The organism is Streptomyces swartbergensis (assembly GCF_002148965.1).
Classification (GTDB): Bacteria; Actinomycetota; Actinomycetes; order Streptomycetales; family Streptomycetaceae; genus Streptomyces; species Streptomyces swartbergensis.
On sequence record NZ_NGFN01000527.1, the window covers coordinates 1 to 3736 of the forward strand.

Annotated in this window: 2 protein-coding genes and 2 pseudogenes; all 4 read right to left on the minus strand. The window is 71.6% G+C overall.

Going from position 1 to position 3736, the window contains the following annotated elements; all coding sequences use genetic code 11:
• Window positions 1–268, minus strand: a pseudogene (locus CA983_RS41445) (hypothetical protein); the annotation flags it as partial.
• 290 nt (window positions 269–558) lie between these two features.
• Window positions 559–1665, minus strand: a complete 1107-nt coding sequence (gene prfB / locus CA983_RS41450; protein ID WP_086605822.1) for a peptide chain release factor 2 — start codon at window positions 1663–1665, stop codon at window positions 559–561.
• 400 nt (window positions 1666–2065) lie between these two features.
• Window positions 2066–3313, minus strand: a complete 1248-nt coding sequence (locus tag CA983_RS41455) for a serine/threonine-protein kinase (RefSeq protein ID WP_086605823.1) — start codon at window positions 3311–3313, stop codon at window positions 2066–2068.
• Window positions 3314–3435: 122 nt separating this feature from the next.
• Window positions 3436–3736 (minus strand): annotated as a pseudogene (locus tag CA983_RS41460) (cysteine-rich/transmembrane domain-containing protein); the annotation flags it as partial.

Sequence of the window (3736 nt, forward strand, 5' to 3'; positions counted from 1 at the left end):
CGTCCGTGGGCTCGGTCGGCTCGTCGGTGGGCTCCGCGGTCGGCGGCGGGTCGGTCGGGAGGTCCGTCGGCAGGTCGGTGGGAATGTCCGTCGGCACATCCGTGGGCGTCGGAGTCGGGACGGGCGACTCGTCGGCACACAGGATGCCGAGCAGGCAGTCCTCGGACTCCGCGGCGGATGCGGCACCGGCGGCGGTCAGCGAGGCACCGGCCGCGATCACGGCGCCGGCCGCTATCCGCGCGACACGGATCCGCGTCTTCTTCGTCATGTGGTTGCTACCCCCAGTAGCTCATCGTCATTAGGCACCGCGCGGGGCTGTGCTCGACGGGGATAGCTGCGGTGAAGAGCCCCCCGGTTCACATGCGCCCCAGAGACACGCATGCCGCGCTTTACCCTTCCCATTTTTCAAAGACACGTCAAGGGCGTTTGCGGGCGCCATGTCCAACTACGGGGGCAATGCCGGGACTCTGACTCTGTGAGTGTGATGTAAAACCCAGACATGCGGGCACAGAAAAGGCAACTGCCGCCCTGACGTCGGCAGTTGCCTTGTCGACAAACTTACTTCTCCTGCTGCTTGCGCCAGCGAATTCCGGCTTCGAGGAACCCCTGGATTTCGCCGTTGAACACGGCCTCGGGGTTGCCGACCTCGTAGTCGGTGCGCAGGTCCTTGACCATCTGATACGGGTGCAGCACGTACGAACGCATCTGGTTGCCCCAGGAGTTGCCGCCGTCGCCCTTGAGGGCGTCCATCTTGGCCTGCTCCTCCTGGCGGCGCCGCTCCAGCAGCTTGGCCTGGAGCACGTTCATGGCCGTCGCCTTGTTCTGGATCTGCGAGCGCTCGTTCTGGCAGGAGACGACGATGCCGGTGGGGATGTGGGTGATGCGCACCGCGGAGTCGGTGGTGTTCACGCCCTGGCCACCGGGGCCCGAGGACCGGTAGACGTCGATGCGCAGTTCGCTCTCGTCGATGTCGACGTGGTCGGACTTCTCGACCACGGGCAGGACCTCGACGCCCGCGAAGGAGGTCTGCCGCCGGCCCTGGTTGTCGAAGGGCGAGATGCGCACCAGCCGGTGCGTGCCCTGCTCGACGGAGAGCGTGCCGTACGCGTAGGGCGCCTGGACGGCGAAGGTGGTCGACTTGATGCCGGCCTCCTCCGCGTACGACGTCTCGTAGATCTCGGTCTTGTAGCCGCGCTGCTCGGCCCACCGCAGATACATGCGCTGGAGCTTCTCGGCGAAGTCGGCGGCGTCGACGCCCCCGGCCTCGGCGCGGATGTTCACCAGGGCCTCACGGGCGTCGTACTCGCCGGAGAGGAGTGTGCGGACCTCCATCGCGTCCAGCGCCTTCTTCACGGCGAGGAGCTCGGACTCGGCCTCGGCGCGGGTGTCCGGGTCGTCCTCCTCCTCGGCCATCTCGAAGAGGACGGCGAGGTCGTCGATACGACCGCGCAGGGCCTCCGCCTTGCGCACCTCGGCCTGGAGGTGGGACAGCTTGCTGGTGATCTTCTGCGCCTCTTCGGGGTTGTCCCACAGGGACGGCGCGGCCGCCTGCTCCTCGAGCACGGCGATGTCTGCCCTCAGCCTGTCGAGGTCCAGAACGGCCTCGATCGACTCCATGGTCGAGGAGAGGGACTTGAGCTCTTCGGATACATCGACGACTGCCACGCCTCCAGCGTAACGGCTCCGCCCGGCGGCCAGCGCCGGGCTGCCGGAGCCGACGGGGTCAGCCGCGGGCGGGGGCTCCGGCGCCCCGGCCTCCTACGGCGCCCAGCGCCAGTCGCCCGTCGTCGACAGCCGGGCGCTCACTCCGACCGCCGCCGGAGCCGGCTTGGCCCGTCCCGCGGGAGGGCCGGGGGGAACGAGGCCGAGCGCTTCTTCTCCCCGCGCCACCCGGCGCCGGACCCCGCCACCGTCAGCCTTCGCCTGTCCTGCCGGACAGGTCAGGGGGACGACGCCGAGTTCCTCGACTCCCCGCGCCACCCCCCGCGCCCGTCCAACGCCGCCGGCAACCAGGACCGACCCCGACCCCTGTCACCGGCGGGCTTCGCCCGTCCAGCGGGACAGGTCACGGGGACTGCGGGGCCGAGTTCTTCGTGTCCTGGGGCGGTGTGCTCGCGTCGTCGCCCGATGTGGACAGCCACGCCCCGACACCTATCGCCGCCGCCAGGGCGACCGCGGCCGCGCTGAGGGCCACGCGGCGGCGCCGGGCGATGGCGCGGTTGCGGGCCGAGCCCGGCCGGGGCGTGCCCGACGCGCGCGGGGCCCGGGCCGTGCCGTGCGCGCCCCCGGCCAGTTCGTCGGGGGCGGGTACGCGCATCGAGGTGTGCGTGTCCCGGTTGGAGTCGGCCGGTTTCGCGCCCGGCACCAGGGGGACCGCGCCCCGCCTCCGGACCCGCTCCCCGGCCGGTGCCGGTCCGGCGGGCTGCTCCTCCCGGTCCGCCTCCTCCGCGGACTCCGTGTCCGGCTCGTCCACCTCCAGCGGCGGCATGCCCGCCAGCATCGGCAGCAGCTCCCGCAGCCGGGCCCCGAGCTCCGAGGCCCGCAGCCGCGAGGCCGGCGCCTTGGCCAGGCACTGCACGAGCAGCTGCCACAGCTCGTCCGGGATGCCGGGCAGCGGGACGACCGTCTCCGTGACGTGCCGGCGCAGGACCGCGCCCGGGTGGCCGCCGCCGAACGGGGTGAAGCCCGCCAGCAGCTCGTAGAGGACCGTGGCGAGCGCGTAGATGTCGACGGAGGCGCGGGGCGGCAGGCCCTCGACGATCTCCGGGGCGAGGTAGTCCGGCGTGCCGATGATCTTCGTGGCCTTGGTGCGGCGCGGGGTGTCGATGAGCTTGGCCACACCGAAGTCGGTCAGCAGCGCGCGGTGGGAGCCGCCCGGGCCCAGGGGGCCCTGCATGTCCAGGAGCACGTTCTCCGGCTTCACGTCCCGGTGCACGACACCCGCGGCGTGCGCCGCCGCCAGCCCGTCGGCGATGTCGGCCGAGATCGCGACGGCCGCCTCGGGCGCGAGGCGCCGGTCCCGCTCCAGCCGGGTCCGCAGGTCGGTGCCCCGGACGAGGTCCATGACCAGCGCCAGGTCGTTGCCGTCCACGACCAGGTCGCGCACCGACACCACGTGCGGGTGCTCCAGGCCGAGCAGCGCCGTCCGCTCCTGCACGAAGCGCCCGACGAGCTCCTGGTCGGACGCGAGGTCCTCGCGCAGCAGCTTGATGGCGACGGGGCCCTCGGGACCCTCGCCCAGCCACACCGTGCCGGCGCTGCCCCGCCCCAGGATCTGGTGGGCGGTGTACCGGCTGCCGATCTTCCGTGCCAAGGCTGCTCCTACCGACGCGTGTTGTCGCTAAAACTACGCGTCCGGAGAGCCAACCTTCACTGGGGAGGCAGAAATCACCCGCCAGGTGTCGACAAATCACCAACCCCGCAGGGCGGTTCAGGTCAGTTCGTGCCCGAACTGCTCCCGCTCAGCTTCTCGAACCAGCCGGTCACGGTGTTGAACCAGTCGGTGAGCTGGTCCCAGTAGCCCTTGCCGGTGCCGATCCACTCCTGGAGCGGGCTCAGCTCCCAGATCAGCCAGCCGGCGACGAACAGGATGACGATCGTGAAGAGACAGCCCTTGAGGCAGCCGAGCCCGGGGATCCGCATCCGGTTGGCGCTGCGCTGCCGCGGCTGCCGGGGCTCACGCTGGGGCCGCTGCGGCTGCTGGGGCTGGGCCGGCGGCGGGGGCGGGGCGTAGCGC